At 65.3% G+C, this 18518-nt stretch carries 18 protein-coding genes and 1 pseudogene (1 of these 19 only partly in view); 9 read left to right on the forward strand and 10 right to left on the reverse strand.

Features of this window, described 5'->3' with window-relative positions; all coding sequences use genetic code 11:
- The 4 genes and pseudogenes from ACIP0B_RS22990 to dksA all read right to left on the reverse strand — a co-directional run.
- Positions 1 to 2883: pseudogene (locus tag ACIP0B_RS22990) on the reverse strand (sensor histidine kinase); its annotated part reaches 30 nt to the left of the window's first position; the annotation flags it as partial.
- Positions 2867 to 3043, reverse strand: coding sequence for a hypothetical protein (locus ACIP0B_RS22995; protein WP_003176118.1), 177 nt, complete (start codon positions 3041 to 3043; stop codon positions 2867 to 2869). The gene ACIP0B_RS22995 and the pseudogene ACIP0B_RS22990, both read right to left, overlap by 17 nt.
- 77 nt (positions 3044 to 3120) lie before the next feature.
- Positions 3121 to 4017 carry a tRNA glutamyl-Q(34) synthetase GluQRS gene (gluQRS, locus tag ACIP0B_RS23000; RefSeq protein ID WP_400836289.1) on the reverse strand — a complete coding sequence of 299 codons (897 nt, stop codon included), beginning with the start codon at positions 4015 to 4017 and terminating at the stop codon, positions 3121 to 3123.
- Between the two features lie 172 nt (positions 4018 to 4189).
- The gene (gene dksA, locus ACIP0B_RS23005) at positions 4190 to 4627 is read right to left on the reverse strand and encodes an RNA polymerase-binding protein DksA (RefSeq protein ID WP_085632256.1); all 438 of its coding nucleotides are present in this window, start codon (positions 4625 to 4627) and stop codon (positions 4190 to 4192) included.
- Between the two features lie 331 nt (positions 4628 to 4958).
- Here dksA and ACIP0B_RS23010 point away from each other — a divergent pair, with 331 nt between their 5' ends.
- Both ACIP0B_RS23010 and sfsA read left to right on the forward strand, forming a co-directional pair.
- Positions 4959 to 6131 carry a pyridoxal phosphate-dependent aminotransferase gene (locus ACIP0B_RS23010; RefSeq protein WP_400836291.1) on the forward strand — a complete coding sequence of 391 codons (1173 nt, stop codon included), beginning with the start codon at positions 4959 to 4961 and terminating at the stop codon, positions 6129 to 6131.
- The gene (sfsA, locus tag ACIP0B_RS23015; protein ID WP_400836293.1) at positions 6131 to 6844 is read left to right on the forward strand and encodes a DNA/RNA nuclease SfsA; all 714 of its coding nucleotides are present in this window, start codon (positions 6131 to 6133) and stop codon (positions 6842 to 6844) included. The genes ACIP0B_RS23010 and sfsA overlap by 1 nt, the downstream gene beginning before the upstream one ends.
- On the opposite strand, the gene ACIP0B_RS23020 is transcribed toward sfsA, so the two are convergent.
- Positions 6841 to 7158 (reverse strand): Rieske (2Fe-2S) protein, encoded by a 318-nt coding sequence (locus ACIP0B_RS23020; RefSeq protein WP_400836295.1) that lies wholly within the window; start codon positions 7156 to 7158, stop codon positions 6841 to 6843. The genes sfsA and ACIP0B_RS23020 overlap by 4 nt on opposite strands.
- A 164-nt stretch (positions 7159 to 7322) precedes the next feature.
- On the opposite strand from ACIP0B_RS23020, the gene ACIP0B_RS23025 reads away from it, so the two are divergent.
- From ACIP0B_RS23025 to ACIP0B_RS23040, 4 genes are read left to right on the forward strand one after another with little or no spacing between them, the layout of a single operon-like run.
- Positions 7323 to 8195: a hemin ABC transporter substrate-binding protein gene (locus ACIP0B_RS23025; RefSeq protein WP_400836297.1), complete on the forward strand. Its 873-nt coding sequence runs from the start codon at positions 7323 to 7325 to the stop codon at positions 8193 to 8195.
- A 50-nt stretch (positions 8196 to 8245) separates the two neighbouring features.
- Entirely contained in the window at positions 8246 to 9229 is a 984-nt protein-coding gene (locus ACIP0B_RS23030) for a FecCD family ABC transporter permease (RefSeq protein ID WP_400836317.1), read from the forward strand.
- Complete coding sequence (locus ACIP0B_RS23035; protein WP_400836299.1) at positions 9229 to 9996, forward strand: heme ABC transporter ATP-binding protein; 768 nt, start codon at positions 9229 to 9231, stop codon at positions 9994 to 9996. Before ACIP0B_RS23030 ends, ACIP0B_RS23035 begins: the two co-directional genes overlap by 1 nt.
- A gap of 21 nt (positions 9997 to 10017) precedes the next feature.
- Positions 10018 to 10866, forward strand: a complete 849-nt coding sequence (locus ACIP0B_RS23040) for a ChaN family lipoprotein (protein WP_400836301.1) — start codon at positions 10018 to 10020, stop codon at positions 10864 to 10866.
- 227 nt (positions 10867 to 11093) lie between these two features.
- Here the strand turns inward: ACIP0B_RS23040 and ACIP0B_RS23045 are convergent, their stop codons facing one another.
- The 4 genes from ACIP0B_RS23045 to ACIP0B_RS23060 all read right to left on the reverse strand — a co-directional run bounded on the left by ACIP0B_RS23045 (position 11094) and on the right by ACIP0B_RS23060 (position 14390).
- A complete protein-coding gene (locus ACIP0B_RS23045) occupies positions 11094 to 11885 on the reverse strand; it encodes a Crp/Fnr family transcriptional regulator (protein WP_400836303.1) in 792 nt (263 codons plus the stop codon).
- 16 nt (positions 11886 to 11901) lie between these two features.
- Positions 11902 to 12174 (reverse strand): TfoX/Sxy family protein, encoded by a 273-nt coding sequence (locus tag ACIP0B_RS23050; RefSeq protein ID WP_003228231.1) that lies wholly within the window; start codon positions 12172 to 12174, stop codon positions 11902 to 11904.
- Between the two features lie 223 nt (positions 12175 to 12397).
- On the reverse strand, positions 12398 to 12742 hold the full coding sequence (locus ACIP0B_RS23055) for a pentapeptide repeat-containing protein (RefSeq protein WP_400836305.1): 345 nt from the start codon (positions 12740 to 12742) through the stop codon (positions 12398 to 12400).
- A 91-nt stretch (positions 12743 to 12833) separates the two neighbouring features.
- Positions 12834 to 14390 (reverse strand): AAA family ATPase, encoded by a 1557-nt coding sequence (locus ACIP0B_RS23060; protein ID WP_400836307.1) that lies wholly within the window; start codon positions 14388 to 14390, stop codon positions 12834 to 12836.
- A gap of 119 nt (positions 14391 to 14509) precedes the next feature.
- Here ACIP0B_RS23060 and mrcB point away from each other — a divergent pair, with 119 nt between their 5' ends.
- The 3 genes from mrcB to ACIP0B_RS23075 are packed head-to-tail and all read left to right on the forward strand — an operon-like array spanning position 14510 to position 17929.
- The gene (gene mrcB, locus ACIP0B_RS23065) at positions 14510 to 16834 is read left to right on the forward strand and encodes a penicillin-binding protein 1B (protein ID WP_400836309.1); all 2325 of its coding nucleotides are present in this window, start codon (positions 14510 to 14512) and stop codon (positions 16832 to 16834) included.
- 16 nt (positions 16835 to 16850) lie between these two features.
- The gene (locus ACIP0B_RS23070; RefSeq protein ID WP_400836311.1) at positions 16851 to 17594 is read left to right on the forward strand and encodes a hypothetical protein; all 744 of its coding nucleotides are present in this window, start codon (positions 16851 to 16853) and stop codon (positions 17592 to 17594) included.
- Positions 17594 to 17929 (forward strand): YqcC family protein, encoded by a 336-nt coding sequence (locus tag ACIP0B_RS23075; protein WP_400836313.1) that lies wholly within the window; start codon positions 17594 to 17596, stop codon positions 17927 to 17929. Before ACIP0B_RS23070 ends, ACIP0B_RS23075 begins: the two co-directional genes overlap by 1 nt.
- Before the next feature lie 18 nt (positions 17930 to 17947).
- On the opposite strand, the gene ACIP0B_RS23080 is transcribed toward ACIP0B_RS23075, so the two are convergent.
- Positions 17948 to 18364, reverse strand: coding sequence for a DUF4124 domain-containing protein (locus tag ACIP0B_RS23080; protein ID WP_400836315.1), 417 nt, complete (start codon positions 18362 to 18364; stop codon positions 17948 to 17950).
- Between the last annotated feature and the right edge of the window lie 154 nt (positions 18365 to 18518).

Here is an 18518-nt window from a genome sequence, read left to right on the forward strand (position 1 = left end):
AACATCAGCCGGGCTGTCGATGGTGATTTGTCCATAATGCTCTTCAACGATGGAATAGACCAGTGCAAGGCCCAGGCCGGTGCCTTCGCCGGGGTCCTTGGTGGTGAAGAAAGGTTCGAACAATCGGTCCATGATGCTCGACGGGATGCCGCTGCCTTCGTCTTCCACGATCAGGTCGACCGTGTGTTCATAGGCTTCGCTCCTGACCCGCACCGCACTGCCGGCAGGCGAGGCGTCACGGGCGTTGGACAGCAGGTTGATCAATACCTGGGCGAGCCGCTGCGGGTCGCCTTCGACCCAATGGTCCGGGTCGCACAGGTTGAAGAACTGGACTTCGAAGTTGCGTCGGTTCAAGGCTAGAAGACCGATGGCGTCCTGCGCCACTTCCGCCAGACAGACGGGTTCGTCGCTGTGCTGATGGCTGCCGGCGTGGGCGAAGCTCATCAGGGACTGGACGATGCGCGACACGCGTTTGGTCTGTTCGAGGATCTGGCCGCTGATTTCCGTCAGTTCGCCGTCCTCTTCGCGCTCCTCGCGCAGGTTCTGCGCCAGGCAAGCGATGCCGGTGATCGGGTTGCCGATTTCGTGGGCCACGCCGGCCGCCAGGCGCCCGATGCTGGCCAGGCGCTCGGAGTGCACCAGCTTGTCTTCGAGCATCTGGGTTTCGGTCAGGTCTTCGACCAGCAGCACCAGGCCGCTGTTGCCCGGCGCCAACGGCTCGTCGATCGCCGCCTTGTGCAGGTTCAGCCAGCGGGTCTGGCCGTCGAGGGCCAGGTGCTGCTTGTGCAGGTGCTCGTCCGGCACGTTGATGAAGCCTTGCAGCAGTTCCTTCCACGGGTTGGCGATGGTCGCCAGGCGTGAGCCGACCACGCGCTGCGCCGCGATGCCGGTCAGTTCTTCCATGGCCTTGTTCCACATCAGGATTTCCTGATCCTTGGCCAGCGAGCAGACGCCCATCGGCAGTTCCTGCAGGGTCTGGCGGTGGTAGCGGCGCAGGGCGTCGAGCTCGGCGGCCAGCCCGGTGAGGCGCGAGTGGTAGTCCTCGAGGCGGCTTTCGATGAAGTGGATGTCTTCGGTGACGTAGTTTTCGCCGCCGGCCTTGTAGGGCAGGAAGGTTTCCACCATGTCCTGGGCCACGCTCGGCCCCATCAGGCCGGACAGGTTGGCTTCGATGCGGTCGCGCAGGCGGCGCAAGGCATAGGGGCGGCGCTCGTCGAACGGCAGGTAGAGGTCGCGCAGGGCCTGCTCGACTTCCTTCTGCGCCGCCTTGGCGCCCAGCGGCTTGGCCAGTTGCGTGGCGAACTCCTGCGGCGAGGCGGCGTGCAGTTCCCGGCGTTGCGGACGGCGCACGTTGTCCACGGCGCAGGCCTCGGCGGCGCTGGCCTCTTCGGGGCTGGCGTTGGTGAACAGCGAGATCAGGGTGAACATCAGGACGTTGGCGGCCAGCGAGGCGATGGCCGCCATGTGCCAGCTGGTGTCGTCCAGCACGTAGATCATGTTCAGCAGCGGGATGTAGAAGCCCTGCAGGTTGCCGACCAGCGGCAGCAGCATGGTCACCACCCACACCAGGATCCCCGCCAGCAGGCCGGCGATGAAGCCGCGGCGGTTGGCGGTCGGCCAGTACAGCACCGACAGCACGCCGGGCAGGAACTGCAGGGTGGCGACGAAGGCCACGATGCCGAGGTTGGCCAGGTCCTGGCCCGGGCCGAGCATCAGGTAGAAGCAGAAGCCGGCCATGATGATCGCGACGATCAGCGCCCGGCGCGTCCACTTCAGCCAGCGGTAGATGTTGCCTTCGGCGGGCGGCTGGTAGAGCGGCAGCACCAGGTGGTTGAGCGCCATCCCGGACAGGGCCAGGGTGGTGACGATGATCAGCCCGCTGGCCGCCGACAGGCCGCCGACGTAGGCCAGCAGCGCCAGTGCCTTGCTGTCGGCGGCGATGCCGATGCCGAGGGTGAAGTATTCGGGGTTGGTGGTGGCGCCCAGCTTGAGCCCGGCCCAGAGGATCAGCGGCACCGCCAGGCTCATCAGCAGCAGGAACAGCGGCAGGCCCCAGCTCGCGCTCACCAGCGAACGCGGGTTGAGGTTCTCGGTGAAGGTCATGTGATACATGTGCGGCATCACGATGGCCGAGGCGAAGAACACCAGCAGCAGCGTGCGCCACGGGCCTTCCTGCAGCGGCGTGTGCAGGGCGGCGAGGGCGGTCTGGTTCTGCAGCAGCCACAGTTCCAGCTGCTGCGGGCCGTCGAACACGCCGTACAGCGCGTACAGGCCGACGCCGCCGAGGGCCACCAGCTTGATCACCGATTCGAAGGCGATCGCGAACACCAGGCCTTCGTGCTTCTCGCGGGTGGCGATGTGCCGGGAGCCGAAGAAGATCGTGAACAGGATGATCAGCGCACAGAACGCCAGGGCCACGCGGTTCTGCACCGGTTCGCCGGTGAGGGTGCCGATGGAGTCGGCCACGGCCTGGATCTGCAGCGCCAGCAGCGGCAGGACGCCGATCAGCATGAAGATCGTGGTCAGCGCGCCGGCCCAGGTGCTGCGGAAGCGGAAGGCGAACAGGTCCGCCAGCGACGACAGCTGATAGGTGCGGGTGATCTTGAGGATCGGGTACAGCAGCACCGGCGCCAGCAGGAACGCGCCGGAGACCCCCAGGTAACTGGACAGGAACCCGTAGCCGTACTGATAGGCCAGGCCGACCGTGCCGTAGAACGCCCAGGCGCTGGCATAGACCCCCAGCGACAGGGTGTAGGTCAGCGGATGGCGAATGATCGCCCGCGGGATCATGCCCCGTTCGCTGATCCAGGCCACGCCGAACAGCACCGCCAGGTACGCGGCGCTGATCAGGATCATCTGGGTCAGGCTAAAGCTCATCGGCATCTTTTTGGCTCTGCAGGATGAAGGTCACGACGATCAGGATCAGCCACAGCAGATAAGGGCGATACCAGGCGCCCGTGGCGTCGATCCACCAATCCATGATGGCCGGCGAAAACAGGTAGATCCCCACGACCAGAAGCAGGACCAAGCGATAGATGTACATCCCGGCCTCTCTTTTTTATGCGCGTGCCCGAAAACGTGCGGCGATGGTAACGGATGGGCGCGCCACTGCAAGTGCCGTCACAGCAGTTGCGCCTCGGGCAATGTCAGTGTGCGCGGGATTTTCGTGGCGTCCCAGTGGGCGCAGCCCCAGGCCAGCAGTTCCTGCGGGGCGGCGTCGGCCAGTTCCGGGCCGGGCTCCTGGCCCAGCGCCCGCAGGGCCCTGAGCAGCAACGGCGTGGCCTGGTCGGCGGCCAGCGGCGGGGAGCGGTAGGACTTGCCGAGCTTGTTGCCGTCGGGCTGGGTGATCAGCGGCAGGTGCAGGTAGCGCGGCTGCCGCAGGCCCAGCAGTTCCTGCAGGTAGAGCTGGCGCGGTGTGGAGTCGAGCAGGTCGGCGCCGCGCACGATGTCGGTGATGCCCTGCCAGGCGTCGTCCAGCACCACGGCCAGTTGGTAGGCGTAGAGGCCGTCGCGGCGGCGGATCACGAAATCGCCGACGTCGCGGCCCAGGTGCTGGCGGAACTCGCCCTGCACGCGGTCGGTGAAACGGTACTCCAACTCCGGCACGCGCAGGCGGATCGCCGCGTCCTCCTGGCCATGGCCGGCATTGCGGCACAGCCCCGGGTAGATGCCGCCGTACGGCTCCAGTTGCTTGCGCGAGCAGGTGCAGGCGTAGGCCAGGCCTTGATTGAACAGGCGGTTGAGCACTTCGGCGTAGGCGTCGTGGCGGTCGCTCTGGCGCACCATCTCGCCGTCCCATTCGAAACCGTAGCGCTCCAGGGCCTTGAGGATCGCCGCCTGGGCGCCCGGTTCTTCCCGGGGCGGGTCGAGATCCTCCATGCGCACCAGCCAGCGGCCGCCGACCGAGCGCGCATCCAGATAGGACGCGAGGGCGGCCACCAGCGAGCCGAAGTGCAGGTGGCCGCTGGGGGTGGGGGCGAAGCGGCCGATGTAGGCGGGGGAGGACGTGGCGGTCATGGGAATGGCGATACGGGGTCTGGGCTCGCGGCGACTCGCTGCGGGAGCGGGCTTGTCTGCTGATGCGATGTTTCGTTCAGCATAGGACGGGACTGACGCCGCGCTGTCGCAGGTTCAGGAGCGGAAACGAAAACGGAGCGTTCGCACGCTCCGTTCTCTGCTCGGGCCGGGATTACTTGCCGACCTGTTTTTCCTTGATTTCCGCCAGGGTCTTGCAGTCGATGCACAGGTCGGCGGTAGGACGGGCCTCGAGGCGCTTGACGCCGATCTCGATGCCGCAGGACTCGCACCAGCCGTACTCTTCGTCCTGGATCAGTTCGAGGGTCTTGTCGATCTTCTTGATCAACTTGCGCTCGCGGTCGCGGGCGCGCAGCTCGAGGGCGAACTCTTCTTCCTGGCTGGCACGGTCGGCCGGATCCGGGAAGTTGGCAGCCTCATCCTTCATGTGGTCTACCGTCTTGTCGACCCCTTCCATCAGCTCTTTTTTCCAGCTCATCAAAAGCTTGGTGAAGTGAGCGCGCATGGGGGCGCCCATGTACTCCTCGCCTTCGGCCGGAACGTAAGGTTCGAAACCGCTGATCGTCGGTTGTTGCTTTGCTTGGGTGGGCATGAATGGACCGCCTCTACTCTTGTAATCCATTGCGCAGGATTGCTCCATCACCGACACCTGCCGGCCCTGCGGCTGCAAGCGGGCGAACTTACCAGATCAATTCGGCCCGCGCCACTCCCGGATGTCGAGCCCGCAGCCGGTGGCGTCTGCAAATGTTTGCCAGGCCATGTCCGTTGGTGCTGGAGACCTGATCAATCACTGATTTTAGTCAATCCTGGAGCATACGTATGGCTCGTTACAGTCCAGAGTCTCAGAGGTTCTGACCGCTGCGGGTTCTCGACCGTTCCGCGACGTGGGTAAAATCGCTTCTTTTCCCTGGGAAGCAAGGCCGATGGCTCAGTCCTACAGCGCGCGCAGTCGTGCGATCGAACCGTTTCATGTCATGGCGCTGCTGGCGCGGGCCAACGAGCTCCAGGCCGCCGGCCACGACGTGATCCACCTTGAGATCGGCGAGCCGGACTTCACCACCGCCGAGCCGATCATCCGCGCGGGGCAAGCGGCGCTGGAGGCAGGGAAAACCCGCTACACCGCCGCCCGGGGCATTCCCGAGCTGCGCGAGGCGATCGCCGGCTTCTACCGCCAGCGCCATGGCCTGGACATCGATCCGCAGCGCATTCTGATCACGCCCGGCGGCTCCGGCGCCCTGCTGTTGGCCAGCGCCCTGCTGGTGGATCCGGGCAAGCATTGGCTGCTGGCCGACCCCGGCTATCCGTGCAACCGGCATTTCCTGCGCTTGGTCGAAGGCGCGGCGCAACTGGTGCCGGTCGGCCCCGAGGTGCGCTATCAGCTGACGCCGGATCTGGTCGACCGCCATTGGGACCACGACAGCGTCGGCGCGCTGGTCGCCTCGCCGGCCAACCCGACCGGCACGGTGCTGAGCCGCGACGAGCTGGCGGCGCTGTCCGCGGCGGTCAAGGCGCGCCACGGCCATCTGGTGGTGGATGAGATCTATCACGGTCTGACCTACGGCACCGATGCGGCCAGCGTCCTGGAAGTGGATGACAGTGCTTTTGTCCTGAACAGTTTTTCCAAGTATTTCGGCATGACCGGTTGGCGCCTCGGCTGGCTGGTGGCGCCGCAAGCGGCGGTCGGCGAGCTGGAGAAGCTTGCGCAGAACCTCTACATCAGCGCCCCGAGCATGGCCCAGCAAGCCGCGCTGGCCTGCTTCGAGCCGGACACCATCGCCATCCTCGAAGAGCGCCGCGCCGAGTTCGGCCGTCGCCGGGATTTCCTGCTGCCGGCGCTGCGCGAATTGGGCTTCAACATCGCCGTGGAGCCGGAAGGGGCGTTCTACCTGTACGCCGACATCAGCCGGTTCGGCGGGGATGCCTTCGCGTTCTGCCGGCATTTCCTCGAGACCGAGCATGTGGCGTTCACGCCGGGGCTGGACTTCGGCCGTCATCAGGCCGGCCATCACGTGCGGTTCGCCTACACGCAAAACCTTGCGCGCCTGCAGGAAGCCGTGGACCGGATCGCCCGCGGCCTGAAGAGCTGGCAAGGCTGATGCGCTTTCATCCTCCCCTCGAAGAGGCGCGGCTGATCCGGCGCTACAAGCGGTTTCTCGCCGATGTCGAGACGGTCGGCGGTGAGTCGCTGACTCTCCACTGTCCGAACACCGGCTCGATGCTCAATTGCCAGGTGGAGGGCGGGCAAGTCTGGTTCAGCCGCTCCAACGACCCCAAGCGCAAGCTGCCCGGCACCTGGGAGATCGGCGAAACCCCACAGGGCCGGCTGTTCTGCGTGAACACCGGGCGGGCCAATGCCTTGGTCGAGGAGGCGTTGCAGACGGGAGTCATCCGCGAGCTGAACGGGTTTACCGCGCTCAAGCGCGAAGTGCCTTATGGGCAGGAAAAGAGCCGGATCGATTTCCGTCTCGACTACCCGGACGGGCCGGCCTATGTGGAAGTCAAAAGCGTCACCCTGGGCTTCGACGGCACGGCGGTGGCGGCGTTTCCCGACGCGGTGACCGAACGCGGCGCCAAGCACCTGCGGGAGCTGGCGCACCTGGCCCGGGACGGCATCCGGGCGGTGCAGCTGTATTGCGTCGCGCTCACCGGCATCGAAGCGGTGCGTCCGGCCCGCGAAATCGATCCGGGCTACGCCGATGCGCTGCGCGAAGCCGTGGCCTGCGGGGTCGAGGTGCTGGCCTATGGCGTGCGGCTGGATCATGAGCAGATGCTGATCGACCGCCGGCTGGATGTCTTGCTCGACGGCTAGAGGTCGATCCACAACCCTTGGGCGTCTTCGCGGCAAGGGATGGCGGTCAGCGCCTGCCCGGCGCAGGGGCCGGAGACGCACTCGCCGTCCTCGATCAGAAACAGCGCGCCGTGGGTGGCGCACTGGATCAGGCTGTTGCTGGGGTCGAGAAACCGGTCCGGGTGCCATTCCAGCCCCACGCCCCGGTGTGGGCAGCGATTGAGATAGACGTAGGCCCGGCCGCTGCGGCGCACCGCAAACAGCTTCTTTCCGTCGATATCGAAACCGCGGCTGCCGGCCTCGGCCAGCTCGGCGCCCGCGCACAGAAACTTCATGGCTATCCTCAAGTGTCGGCTCGTGTCCGGATGTGTCCGAGCTTGACGTTCAAATGCAAACAATTATCAAATGGCCGCCTTCGTCCGCCGCGCGGCGACCTGGTGCCGAGGATACTTGGCCTGCCGTCCCGATGCCCGGAAAAACCTGTTCAAGGAAGCTGTTCATGCGCCTGAGTACCCGCGTTGCCGTGCTGTGTGTCGGACTGTTCGTCAGCCACCAGGCTGCGGCGGCGGAGTCGCCGCAACGTTGGGTCAGCGCCGGCGGCGCCTTGTCGGAGTGGGTCAGCGCATTGGGCGGCGAGGCCCGGCTGGTGGGCGTCGACACCACCAGTCAGCACCCGGAATCCCTCAAGGCGCTGCCGAGCATCGGCTACCAGCGCAGCCTGTCGGCCGAGGGGATCCTGAGCCTGCGTCCGCAGATCCTCATCGGCACCGAAGAAATGGGCCCGCCGCCGGTGATTTCCCAGGTGCGCAGCGCCGGCGTCCAGGTGGAGCTGTTCTCGGCCCAGCCTGACCTGCCGACCCTGGAAAAGAACGTCACCCGCCTGGGCGCGTTGCTGGGGGCCGATGAGCAGGCCGCGCAGCAACTGCACAGTTATCAACAGCAACTGGATGCGCAAAAGCAGCGTGTGGCCGTTGCGCAGGCACAGCAGAAGGCACCGGGTGTGCTGCTGATCCTGGGGCATGCCGGCGGCAAGCCGCTGATCGCCGGCAAGGACACCGCCGCCGACTGGATGATCCAGTCGGCCGGCGGGCGTAACCTGGCGACCCAGACTGGCTACAAGCCGTTCTCCGTGGAGTCGCTGGCCGGTCTCGACCCTGACGTGCTGGTCTTCGCGGACCGCGCACTGACCGGCGAGGCGGCGAAGGCGGCACTGTTCAAGGAAAACCCGATCCTCAACGCCAGCCGTGCGGCCAAGGCCGGGCGGGTGCTGGAGCTGGATCCGACGTTGCTGGTCGGCGGGCTCGGGCCGCGTTTGCCGGCGGCGTTGAAAGCCTTGTCCGATGGTTTCTACCCGGCCAAGGGCGGGCAATGAATCCTGTGGTCAAACCCCGCGGCCTGTTCATCGGCCTGATCCTGCTGTGCCTGTCGGCGACTTGGCTGTCGCTGGCGCTGGGGCCGGTCAGCCTGCCGTTGCTGGACACGCTGCGTGCGGCCTTGCGCATGATCGGCGTGCCGCTGGCGGCGGACGGGCTGGAGCAGGCAGAACTGATCCTTGGGCAGATCCGCCTGCCGCGCACGCTGCTCGGGCTGGCGGTCGGCGGGGTGCTGGCGCTGTCCGGCGTGGCGATGCAGGGGCTGTTCCGCAATCCGCTGGCCGATCCGGGATTGGTCGGCGTGTCCAGCGGCGCGGCTCTGGGGGCGGCGGTGGCGATTGTCGGCGGTTCGCTGTTCGGTGGATTGCCGGAGTGGTCCGGGCCTTACCTGTTGTCGGCGTGCGCGTTTCTCGGCGGCCTCGGGGTGACGGCCCTGGTGTACCGGTTGGGTCGGCGCAACGGGCAGACCAACGTCGCCACGATGCTGTTGGCGGGGATTGCCCTGACCGCGCTGGCCAGCTCGGCCGTCGGCCTGTTCACCTACCTGGCGGATGACGCGACCCTGCGCACCCTGACGTTCTGGAACCTGGGCAGCCTCAACGGTGCCAGTTACGCCCGGCTGTGGCCCCTGCTGATCATCAGCGCCGGTGTGGCGCTGTGGCTGCCGCGCCGGGCCCGGGCACTGAATGCGCTGCTGCTGGGCGAGTCCGAGGCCGGGCATTTGGGCATCGATGTCGAACGGCTCAAGCGCGAACTGGTGTTCTGCACGGCCCTCGGCGTCGGCGCGGCCGTGGCGGCGGCGGGGATGATCGGTTTCGTCGGCCTGGTGGTGCCGCATCTGGTGCGTCTGTTGGCCGGCCCCGATCACCGGGTGCTGCTGCCGGCGTCGGTGCTGGCCGGGGCGAGCCTGCTGCTGCTGGCGGATCTGGTGGCGCGGCTGGCGCTGGCGCCGGCGGAACTGCCGATCGGTATCGTGACGGCGTTCATCGGGGCGCCGTTCTTCCTTTATCTGCTGCTGCGGGAGCGAGCCTGATGCTGCGTGCGCACAATCTGCACATCCGCCGCGGCCGCAAGACGGTGCTGGCCGACGTCAGCCTGCAACTCGAGCCGGGTGAGGTGCTGGGGGTGCTGGGGCCCAACGGCGCGGGCAAGAGCACCTTGCTCGCCGCCTTGTGCGGCCAGTTGGCGCCCGACGGCGGTGAAGTCCTGCTCGACGGTGAGGCATTGGCGCAGTGGAGCGGCAACCGGCGCGCCCAACGGCTGGCGGTGCTGCCGCAGGTGTCCACCCTGGACTTCGGGTTCCGCGTCGAAGAAGTGGTCGGGATGGGGCGCTTGCCCCATCAGGCCGGACGGGTGCGTGACGATGAAATCATCGCCGAGGCCTTGCAGGCGGCGGATGCCGCGCACCTGAGCGGGCGCAGCTATCTGGCGCTGTCCGGCGGCGAACGTCAGCGGGTGCATCTGGCGCGGGTGTTGGCGCAGCTCTGGCCGGGGCAGGCCGGGCAGACCCTGTTGCTGGATGAGCCGACGTCGATGCTCGACCCGCTGCACCAGCACACCACGCTGCAGGCGGTGCGTGAGTTTGCCGACCGCGGCGCTGCGGTGATGGTGATCCTGCATGATCTGAATCTGGCGGCGCGCTATTGTGATCGCGTATTGCTGCTGGAAAGCGGGCGGCCCGTGGCGCTGGATACGCCGCAGCAGGTTTTGCGGCCGGATTCGCTCAAGGCGGTGTTCGGGCTGGAGGTGCTGGTGCAGGCGCATCCGGAGCGCGGGCACCCGCTGATCATCGCCCGCTGACCGGTTCTTCGAGGTGAAGGCATGCGTGCAATTCTCTTGTTGGCGATCTTGTTGCTCGGCGGCTGCCAGGCGCTGACGCCGCCTCCGGTCACCGGTGATATCCGGGACCTGCGCAGCGGCGAAGCGCTGACGCCCCGCCAGTTGCTGGCGCGTCTGGGTGAGCCGAAACGGATGATCGTCGGCGAGCAGCATGACAATGCCGATCACCATGGAATCCAGCTTTGGCTGCTGCAGAACCTGGAAAGGGAACGTCCCCAAGGCAGCCTCCTGCTAGAAATGCTGGTGCCCGAGCAACAGGGGCGGGTCGATGACGTGCGCAGGTCCGCCGCGCCTCCCGCAGACCTTGCCCAAGCCTTGGCCTGGCAGGACGGATGGGACTGGAGCCTGTACGGGCCGATCGTCCGGTTTGCCCTCGCTCAGCCTTATCCGCTAATGGCGGCCAATCTCGATGCCGCGGAGATCCGGGCGTTCTACCGCGAGTCTCCGGCGTTGAGCGGAACCCGCAGCAACGCTGCACCGGTCAGTAAGCAATTGCTGGAGCAGATCGCCGATTCGCATTGCGGTCTGCTGCCGACCTCGCAAATGCCTGCGATGCTGGCGGTTCAGCAACAGCGGGACCGGCGCATGGCTGCGCGACTGCTGGCGGCGCCCGAGCCTGCGATGCTGTTTGCCGGCGCTTTTCATGCGCGCAAGGATGTCGGCGTGCCGCTGCATGCGCTGGATCTTGGGGCAAAGGAGGCGCCGACTGTGCTGTTGCTGGCGGAGCAGGGCAGCGAGGTGACGGCGTCCATGGCCGACTATGTCTGGTTCACGCCTGGCCGGCCGCCGCAGGACTACTGCGCCGAGATGCGAAAGCAGTTCGGCAGATGACTTTTCCACAGGCAAAAAAAGACCCGGTAAAAACCGGGTCAAATAACCGTGATTAGCCTGATGAGGAGATAATCTGAGAGTCCGAACCAAGGGCCTTTCAGAATATCGACCGGTCTCGCGACCAGTTGTGATAATCATAGCGATTCTCATTACCAAGTCAACAGGCCTTTTGCGATTTCTTTTTCCTTGTCTGGAAAATGGCCGAAAAGCCCCGGAAACAGGGGACGTCAGCTTGGGGTGTGAAACGCGGCGAGTTGCTGGTTGAGCTGGTCGATGCGTCGCGCCATGCTTTCGATCAGGCTGTGGGCGATCTTGGGGTTGGTGCGCGTCATGCTGAGAAACTGGTCGCCGGGAATCAGCATCACGGTGCTCGCCTCACGGGCAATCACTGTGGCGTTGCGTGGTTCGCCGGTGAATACCGCCATCGCCCCGAAGATTTCGTCCCTGGGCACATCGCCCACCTTATGCCCGTCGACAAAGGCTTCGGCATGCCCTTCGATGATCACGAACACATGGTCGGACAGATCGCCCTGACGGATCAGCACATCCCCGGCCTGAACCCGTTTGAATCCATTGGTGCTGCGGAATTCGCGGGGTTTCAGCTCGGCGACGGCGTGGGCCAGCAAGGCGGTCTGGCCCAGCAGGTAGCGCAGGAGCAGTTCGGCCTTCGGCGGCTCCGAGCAAATGTGCTGGAACACATCGTTTCGCCGGTACGGCATCAGGCTCAGCGGGCCGTCTGCGCATAGCCGCAGATCCATCCATTCCGGGCCTTGCTGCAAGCCGATCAGATCGCCCTCATGCCAATAGAACAGTGCCCGTGCGCCGAGGCAGCCATTGACCACGCCTTGAGTCAGCAGGAACAGTTGGTCGCCCGGCAATTGCGCCATCAGATCGTCCGCCGACTCCAGCTCCAGCGCCGGTCCGCTGGGCGCAAGTCCTGCGAGCCATTGCGCCGGCAGGTTCTGCAGGCGATTGGTCAATGCTTCGGCGTAGGCCGACTGATCCCCGAGCAAGTACATGGCGGCAGGTGCCCGTTCAATTCTTGTGGCGGGAGGAAATGGCTTCGAGCTGTTTGTTCAGAGCGTCCTTGCGCTCGGCGGGGATGTCGTTCCAGTGCACATCCATCAACGCCCCTTCGATCGCATACAGCAACACCTTCGACGCCCGGAACCCGCGGGTCCGCACGGCACGGTAAGCGTCCACTGCGCCCAGGCGGCGCAGATCCGAGGCGCTGTGGATGCCCACGGCATGCAGCCATTGCGCCGACGTCTTGCCAAGATTCTTCAGGTGTTGCAGTTCATCATTCATCAAGCCTCCTTGCGACGGCCGAATGGTGCGTGGGCAATCTTCTCAGGAGTGTAGCCATCAGTAGGAAAAGCGTGGTTCGTTGGTCGGATTGGGCGCAAACGCTTCTAAGCGTCGGCTGATTTTTTCGTCAGAAACAACGATTGACCCATGGCGTGGGGGCAGGGAGGAGCTGTCGGCACACAGTCCAGCGCAAGGCGGGGGGCGCTGGACGGTTCAGGTGGCGTCAGCGGGTGCGGTAGCGCAGCCGGGTACCGAAATTCATCGACATCAGGATCTCGTCGGCGCTCAGCTCAGGCGGAAAATACGCGCCGGAAATCTGCGCATGGGCCAGGCTGGCGCCTTCCAGCGAGGCGTTGCGAAAGTCGATGCCGCGCAGGTCGGCCGAGCGGAAATAGGCATCGGTGAAGTCAACGCCGTCGGCGTTCAGTTCACGCAGGTCGAGGCCGCGAAAATCGCCGCCCACCATGTCGATCGGCCCGTCCTTCGGGCGCTCCTTGTTGAAGCCTGCGATGTCGTCCTTGTGCAGCAAGGCGTATAGCGGGGTGTCGAGTAGTTTCGGCTGGCTCATGTCAGTTCACCTGTTGGTTTTATGACGCCAGTATAATGCCACTATTTGACGGCCGTGAAGCAAGCGGGGGCTTCACGGCCGAAATAGTTTCTTACAGGCCCGGCAGGCGTTGACGGATCTGCGCCACGACGGTGTCCAGCGTGCCGGATTCATTGGTCTGCACACGCTTGCTGCGCAGGATCTCCTCCGGGGTCAAGGCTTCGCGGTTGGCCTGCTGGGCTTCGATGACGGCCAGGGTCGCGTCGGACGGATCCTTTTGGTCTGCCTGACGAATCGCCAGCCAGTTCTCGATCACGGCTTGCGGTGCGTTGCAGTCCAGGATCAGGAACGGAGCGCCGGTGGCTTCGGCGACGGCGGCCGCACTGTCGCGCTGTTCGCGCTTGAGGTAAGTGGCATCGATCACCACCGGGAAACCTGCTCGCAGGATCACCGCAGCGATTTCATGCAAGCGGTTGTAGGTGGCAACGCTGGCTTCTGGGCTGTAGATGCCGGCCTGGACGTCATTGGCGACGGTCTGCTCGCCGAACAGGCGCTTGCGCTCCACGTCGGAACGCAGGCGCACGGCGCCCAGCGCTTCCACTAGGCGCATGGCGACGTGGCTCTTGCCCACCGCCGATACGCCGTGGGTGATCGCGATGAAGCGCGACGGAATGGTGCTGTAGCTTTCCGCCAGGTTGGCGTAGTTGCGGTACTGGCGCAGGGTGGTGGCGCGCTGCACCGGGGTGGCGTCGGCCGGCATGCTGAACAGCGACACTTTGGCGCGGACCAGGGCGCGGTAGGCCTTGTAGAAGTTCAGGACTTCCAGGCCCTGGTAGTCGCCGGTCAGCTCCAGGTACTGACTGATGAAACGGCGGGCCAGGGACTTCAGGCCACGGTCTTCCAGGTCCATCGCCAGGAAGCCGGTGTCGGCGTAGACGTCGGTGAAGCGGAACGGCTCGTTGAACTCGATGCAGTCGAAGATCACGACCTTGCCGTCGATCACGGTGGCGTTGCCCAGGTGGATGTCTCCGTGGCATTCGCGGGTGTAGCCCTCGGCCTTGCGCTGGGCGAACAGCGGCTTGAGGCGCTCGAAGCTGGTTTCGGCCCAGTCCTGGAGGGCTTCCAGCTGCAGCAGGTCGTTCTTGTCGCTGAGGAACGGGCGGATCTGTTCGAAGTTCTGCCGGACCGGCGCCATCACGCTGTCCGGGGTGCCGGCGTCATGCTCGGCCGGGACTTTCGGCGCGTTGAGGTGGAAGCGGGCGATCTGCTCGGCCATCTCGTCGATGTGCGAAGTGGTCAGTTCGCCGTTGGCCTGCAGGGTGCTGAGCAGGCCGGACTGCGGGAACTGGCGCATCTTCAGCACGTATTCGATGGCCGGGCCGTCGCCGCCCAGTTGCGGGCTCTCGACGCTGCCGGTGACCGGCAGGACTTCCAGGTACAGATCGTCGGTCAGGCGCTGGTTCAGCCGCAGCTCTTCGCCGCAGAAGTGCTCGCGCGATTCGAGGCTGGTGAAGTCGAGGAAGCCGAAGTTCACCGGCTTCTTCACTTTATAGGCGAACTGGCCGGTGAGCAGCACCCACGAAATGTGGGTTTCGATGACCTGGAACCCTTCGACGGGGTGCGGGTAGAGGGCCGGGTTTTGCAGGGCAGCGATCAGGGACTGGCTCACAGGTGATCCTTCAGAGTCTGGGGGGGGATTCGAGGCGGTCATTATGGCCGCTCGCCCGCCCGACGCAAACCTCGGAGCGCTCCTGTTGAGTATGAATAAAGTGCGTATAATCCGCCGCCATGACACGTACCCGATCCCCCCGCACCCCGAAAAAACCACCCTCCCAGGGCCTTCGCCCATGGCTGGGCTGGGCCCTTAAACTCAGTCTGGTCGGCCTTGTGGTGCTGGCCGGCTTTGCCGTGTACCTCGATGCCGTGGTGCAGGAGAAGTTCTCCGGCAAGCGCTGGACGATCCCGGCCAAGGTGTATGCGCGGCCGCTTGAGCTGTTCGTCGGGCAAAAGCTGAGCAAGGACGATTTCCTCACCGAACTCGACGCCCTCGGCTACCGCCGCGAAAGCGTCAGCAACGGCCCCGGTGCGGCGTCGGTCAACGGCAACACCGTCGACCTGAATACCCGCGGCTTCCAGTTCTACGAAGGGCTGGAAAAACCGCAGCCGGTGCGTGTGCGGTTCTCCGGCGACTACGTGGCCGAACTGTCGGCGACCAACGGTTCGAAACTGTCCGTGGTGCGCCTGGAGCCGCTGCTGATCGGCGGGATCTACCCGAAAAACCTCGAAGACCGGATCCTGATCAAGCTCGATCAGGTGCCTCCGTACCTGCTGGAAACCCTGGTGGCCGTGGAAGACCGGGATTTCTACAGCCACTGGGGCGTGTCGCCGAAATCGATCGCACGGGCGGTCTGGGTCAACACCTCCGGCGGCAAGATGACCCAGGGCGGCAGTACGCTGACCCAGCAGTTGGTGAAGAACTTCTACCTCACCAACGAACGCAGCCTGACCCGCAAGCTCACCGAAGCCATGATGGCGATGCTGCTGGAACTGCACTACGACAAGAAGGAAATCCTTGAGGCGTACCTCAACGAGGTGTTCGTCGGCCAGGACGGTCAGCGTGCGGTGCACGGTTTCGGTCTGGCCAGCCAGTTCTTCTTCGGCCAGCCGCTGTCCGAGCTGAAGCTGCATCAGGTCGCGCTGCTGGTGGGCATGGTCAAGGGGCCGTCCTACTACAACCCGCGCCGCAACCCGGAGCGGGCGCTGGAACGGCGCAATCTGGTGCTCGATGTGCTCGAGCAGCAGGGCGTCGCTTCCGCCGAGCAGATCGAGGCGGCGAAGAAAATGCCGCTGGGCGTGACCACCCGCGGCAAACTTGCCGACAGCTCGTTCCCGGGCTTCATCGATCTGGTCAAGCGTCAGCTGCGCGAAGACTACCGCGACGAAGACTTGACCGAAGAAGGCCTGCGGATCTTCACCAGCTTCGACCCGATCCTGCAGATGAAGGCCGAAGCGTCGGTCAACGACACCTTCAAGCGTCTGTCCGGCCGCAAAGGCTCCGATGACGTGGAAGCGGCGATGGTCGTGACCAACCCGGAAACCGGCGAGGTCCAGGCCATGATCGGCAGCCGCCAGGCGAGCTTCGCCGGCTTCAACCGGGCGCTGGATGCGGTGCGGCCGATCGGTTCCCTGATCAAGCCGGCGGTGTACCTGACCGCGCTGGAGAAGCCGAGCCAGTACACGCTGACCAGTTGGCTGTCGGACGAATCCTTCTCGGTGAAGGGCGCGGACGGACAGGTCTGGAAACCGCAGAACTATGACCGCCGTTCCCACGGCACCGTGTTCCTTTATCAGGGGCTGGCGCATTCCTACAACTTGTCCACAGCTCGTTTAGGTCTCGCCATCGGCGTGCCGAATGTCTTGAAGACGCTCGGGCGACTGGGCGTGAACCGCGAGTTCCCGGCCTTCCCGTCGATGCTGCTGGGTGCCGGCGGCATGACGCCGATGGAAGTGGCGACCATGTACCAGACCCTGGCCAACGGCGGTTTCAACACGCCGATGCGCGGGATCCGCAGCGTATTGACCGCCGAGGGCGAGCCGCTCAAGCGCTACCCGTTCCAGATCGAGCAGCGCTTCGATCCGGCCTCGATCTACCTGATCCAGAACGCCATGCAGCGGGTCATGCGTGAAGGCACCGGCAGTTCGGTCTATAACGTGTTGCCCAAGACCCTGACGCTGGCCGGCAAGACCGGCACCAGCAACGACTCGCGCGACAGCTGGTTCGCCGGTTTCAGCCAGGATCTGCTGGCGGTGGTGTGGCTCGGCCGCGACGACAACGGCAAGACGCCGTTCACCGGCGCCACCGGTGCGCTGCAGGTCTGGACCAGTTTCATGCGCAAGGCCGATCCGCTGCCGCTGGACATGCCGCAGCCGGACAACGTGGTGCAGGCCTGGGTCGATTCGCGCTCCGGCCAGGGTTCCGACGCGAACTGCCCGGGCGCGGTGCAGATGCCGTATATTCGCGGTAGCGAGCCGCCACCCGGTGCCGCCTGCGCGGGCGAAAGCCCGACGCCCGCCGAGTCGGTGATGGATTGGGTCAAGGGCTGGATGAACTAAGCAAAGAGGGATTCAAGTGAACAAGTGGTTGATTCCGGCGGTGACTGCCGTGGCATTGCTCAGCGGTTGCTCCACTGTGCAGCGTGGTTCGATTCCGGTTGTGGATTCCGGCACCGCCGTGTCCAACAGCGAGCGCATTTCGGCCAATGGCGGTTTCCGGCAGACGACTGTGAAGCGGCCGGTGCAGAGCCAGTCCCAGGCCATTCCGCAGGGCGACACCGGTGTGGTGGTGATGGTGCCGGGCGGCGCCGCGACCTCGACGCCGATCAGCACCTCGCCGATCGTTCCGGGCCCGGCGTCCGGCGGCATCACGCCGGGGCCGTACAACCCGGCGCCGGTGGAGTCCGCGCCGATCAGCTCCGGCAGCTACAGCATGCCTTCGGCCCCGAGCGGCATTCCTTCGGCCAGCAGCGGTGGCCTGTCCGCCGATGAGCAGTTGGACGGCCCGGTGCTCGCGCTGTTGACCACCGCCCAGCAGCAACAGGCCGGCGGCGACCTCAACGGCGCCTCTTCCAGCCTGGAGCGCGCGCAGCGCGTGGCGCCGCGTGAACCGCAAGTGCTCTACCGCCTGGCTCAGGTGCGCATGGCGCAAGGCGATGCGCCACAGGCCGAACAGTTCGCCCGCCGCGCCTTGACGATGGCCAACGGTCGTCCGGACCTGCAGGCCAACCTGTGGGAACTGATCGCCCAGGCCCGCGAGAAGCAAGGTGACGCCTCCGGCGCCGCGCTGGCCCGTCAGAAATCCCGGGTCTCGCTGTGATGGACGTTCGCCTCCCAAAAGTCGCCGATCAGTTGCTGCTGATCGAGCGCGAGCTGCGTGCGCAAGGGTGGTGGGACGAAACGCCGCCGTCCGTCGAGGCCCTGAGCAGCGTCGAGCCGTTTTCCGTCGATACCCTCGAGTTCGAGCAATGGCTGCAATGGATCTTCCTGCCGAGGATGAAGGTCATCCTCGAGCAGGACCTGCCGCTGCCCAATGCGTCGGGAATCCAGGAAATGGCCGAGATGGTCTTCGCCCAGCGCAATGTGCAGGGCAAGGACCGGCAACTGCAGGTGCTGCTCAAAGAGTTCGACCTGCTGATCTCCGCTTCGCGTTGAGCCTGAGACTGCCGGTGGCTACCGGCAGTTTTCCTCGATCTGCTTCTGCGTCTCGGCGATCCTCTCCCGGCGCTGCTCTTCGTTGAGCCGTCGCACCTCTCCCTCCACTTCCTCCCTCAGGCGCGGATTGTTCTGCAGTTGCGCAAGGTTCGTGCGCGCCTGCTCACAGAACGACTGTAGCTGAGCCTGCTGTTCGGCCACTTGCCGCTTGACCTTTTCATCAATGGCCTTCTGGTCGCCCACGGCGGCGTTGCCGGGTATCGGCGATGGTTTCGGTGCCGGCGGGGAGGGCGTCCGCACGGTGGTGGAGGGCTGTCCCTGCGGAGGCTGCGCATCGAAGTGCGTGACGCCTTGAGCATCGACCCATGTGTAGATCTGACCGGCCATGCACCAGGGGCTGAGGCCGATCAGCAGACTGACGAGAAGCGTTCGCATGCTGATTCCTTGGCAAAACTGCGCAATTGGAGCTAACAGAGTAGCTCTTTACAGGTTTTTTCTTGCGTTCTCATGTATTTACCCACAATTAAGCATATAGACGGCTTTGACGACGGCATCGGGTTCATCAACGAGAAGTTTTCGCGCGCTGCCA

Origin of the sequence: Pseudomonas sp. NPDC089534 (assembly GCF_044749305.1) — a bacterium.
Classification (GTDB): Bacteria; Pseudomonadota; Gammaproteobacteria; order Pseudomonadales; family Pseudomonadaceae; genus Aquipseudomonas; species Aquipseudomonas ekonensis.